The organism is Brevibacterium samyangense, from assembly GCF_039529845.1.
GTDB classification, from domain to species: domain Bacteria; phylum Actinomycetota; class Actinomycetes; order Actinomycetales; family Brevibacteriaceae; genus Brevibacterium; species Brevibacterium samyangense.
In genome coordinates this window covers 1-2,188 of record NZ_BAAANO010000041.1, presented here as the reverse complement: position 1 = coordinate 2,188, position 2,188 = coordinate 1, and the positions used below count along the sequence as shown (strand labels likewise).

1 protein-coding gene and 1 pseudogene are annotated in these 2,188 nt (G+C 64.2%); both read right to left on the bottom strand.

The features are described 5' to 3' along the window. Positions 1–151 precede the first annotated feature (151 nt). Positions 152–1,384, bottom strand: a complete 1,233-nt coding sequence (locus tag ABD172_RS14970) for a cytochrome P450 (RefSeq protein ID WP_344310978.1) — start codon at positions 1,382–1,384, stop codon at positions 152–154. An 84-nt stretch (positions 1,385–1,468) separates the two neighbouring features. Next, a pseudogene (locus ABD172_RS14965) lies at positions 1,469–2,002 on the bottom strand (transposase); the annotation flags it as partial. Positions 2,003–2,188: the final 186 nt, after the last annotated feature.

The following is a 2,188-nucleotide window of genomic DNA, read 5'->3' as shown; positions in this document are numbered from 1 at the left end:
ACGAGGCACCGCGATTCCTTCAAATCCTGAACGCACGTTCACTGTCTACGAAACCCGGGACTTGACAATTCGACGATCCTCCTCCCAATGTCGGTCAGTTTCCAACCCCACGTCCTCATCCTGGCCATGATGGCCACGGCCGGTTGTGTCGTCACCGCAGGCGCAGCGGAGCGGCGGCAAAGCCACCGACGGGCGGCAGCGCGCGCTGTCGGCGCCTGTCCGGATTGGGTTCGATCGTGACCGTCGTCTCGAGGACGGCCCGGGTCAGTGCCCGCAGTTCGAGGGTCGCGAGCGGGCGACCAGGACAGACGTGTTTCCCGATACCGTACACGAGGTTGTAGGGCGCATTACCAAGGGGATCGAATGCGTCCGGGTCACCGAACATCTGCGGATCCCGATTGGCGGATGCCCAGTTGAGGAAGACTCGTTCGCCGGCGGCGAGCTCACGGCCGCCGACCGTGACGGGCTCGGTGGTGATGCGTCGGTTAGCCACGAAGGGATCATCAATTCGCAGGATCTCATCGAGGATCGCGTTGAACTCCCGATCGGACACTCCGGAGCGCAGCCGGGCTTGCACGTGCGAGTGGTCGGCGAGGTAGGTCAGAATCACGCCCGTGCAGAGGGCGATCGACCCCAGGTCGCCACCCGTCCAGTTGCGCAGGATCGAGACGATCTCTTCGTCGGTCAGCTCGCGGCCGTTGACACGGTCGTGGAGGAGCTCGGTGGTGACATCGTCGGGTGCGGCGTCACCAGCCTCGCGGCGAGCGTCGATGAGGGACCGGATGATGGCATCGAAGCGCTGGGCGACCTCCGCGGTGCGCGCCCCATCTCGTGAGCGAGTGGCTGCATGGTTGTCCGCCATCCACTGCAGGAGCTCGCCCTCGAGGTCAAGGGGCCACCCGAGCCAGGCGCTTTGCGCGCGCACCGCAAAGCGAGCGCCGACCTCGACTGCGTCGATGGGCCCGGGAACGTCGAATTGCGAGACGAGTTCGGCCGCGACTCGCTGCACCGCAGGCTCCAAGGCTGTCATCCGTTTCCGAGTGAAGTAGCGATCCACGAGAGCTCGGAACTCCGTGTGCGTGGCCTCGTCGAAGCCGTTGGGCACCTGGAGGTGGCGGGACACCGCGTTGGAGAAAACTTGATGATCCAGGGCGGCAGCAGTGACATCAGCATGCGAAAACAGCGTCCAGGCACCACTCGCCCCGCGCGCGACGGGACATCGCGATCGCATCTCGTCGTAGGCGGAAAGGGGATCGCGACGAACCCGCGGACCCCGCGGATTCCAATCGGGGAGAGGATCCTTGATCGCCTTCGGTGGCGCCACGGCGCCGGGACTCAGGCGGGTGCCGGGGGTGACCTCGTCGGTCGGCATGTGATTGGTCATGCATCCATCCTGCCCCCGGAGCCGGAAACTTGGTCAAGTCTCGTGTTGTGGTGTCACTTCTGTTGTTCTCCGTGATGGATGGGGTCAGGCAGTCAGGTGGAGACCGGGACTCGCCGGCTCGGCATGGTCGTGAAGGGCGTGGACGAGTTTGCGCATGGAGACCTCGGAGAAGTACCGGCGTTCGCCGTACTGCCATTCCTCGTGCTGCTCCTGCAGGACGGCACCGATGAGACGGGTGACGCTGTCACGGTCAGGGAAGATCTGCACCACGTCGGCTCGGCGTTTGATCTCACGGTTCAGACGCTCGATGGGGTTGTTGGACCAGATCTTCTGCCAGTGTTCACGCGGCATGTGCGCGAACGCGATGAGGTCCGCCTCTGCTTCCTCGAGCATTGTGGTGATCTCGGGGAACGAACCGCGCAGGCTGTCTGCGACCTGCCGGTATTGACCGGTTACGGCTTCCGGGTTGGTCTGCGCGAAGATCGTCGTGATCAACGCGTTGACGGGCTTGGAACGGGCCGAACCGAGACGTTGGGTGACGTTACGAGTGAAGTGGACGTGGCAGCGTTGCCAGGCAGCTGCCGGCAGGATTGCCTTGATCGCGGCTTTCAGGCCGGTGTCAAGTCCCGGGTTTCGTAGACAGTGAACGTGCGTTCAGGATGTTCGGATGGGCTGCGTCATGCCGCGGAATCAACACCCTCGGCAGCGGTGCACTCGGCCCAGTACGCGTCCTCGACCTCGGCCGGCGTCCGGTAGTCCAGTTCCCCGTGAAGCCGCTCGGTGTTGTACCAATGCACCCATTCA

Excerpts from the sequence above, each read along its gene's own strand:
- ABD172_RS14970 (WP_344310978.1), bottom strand. The coding sequence starts at position 1,384 with ATGACCAATCACATGCCGACCGACGAGGTCACCCCCGGCACCCGCCTG.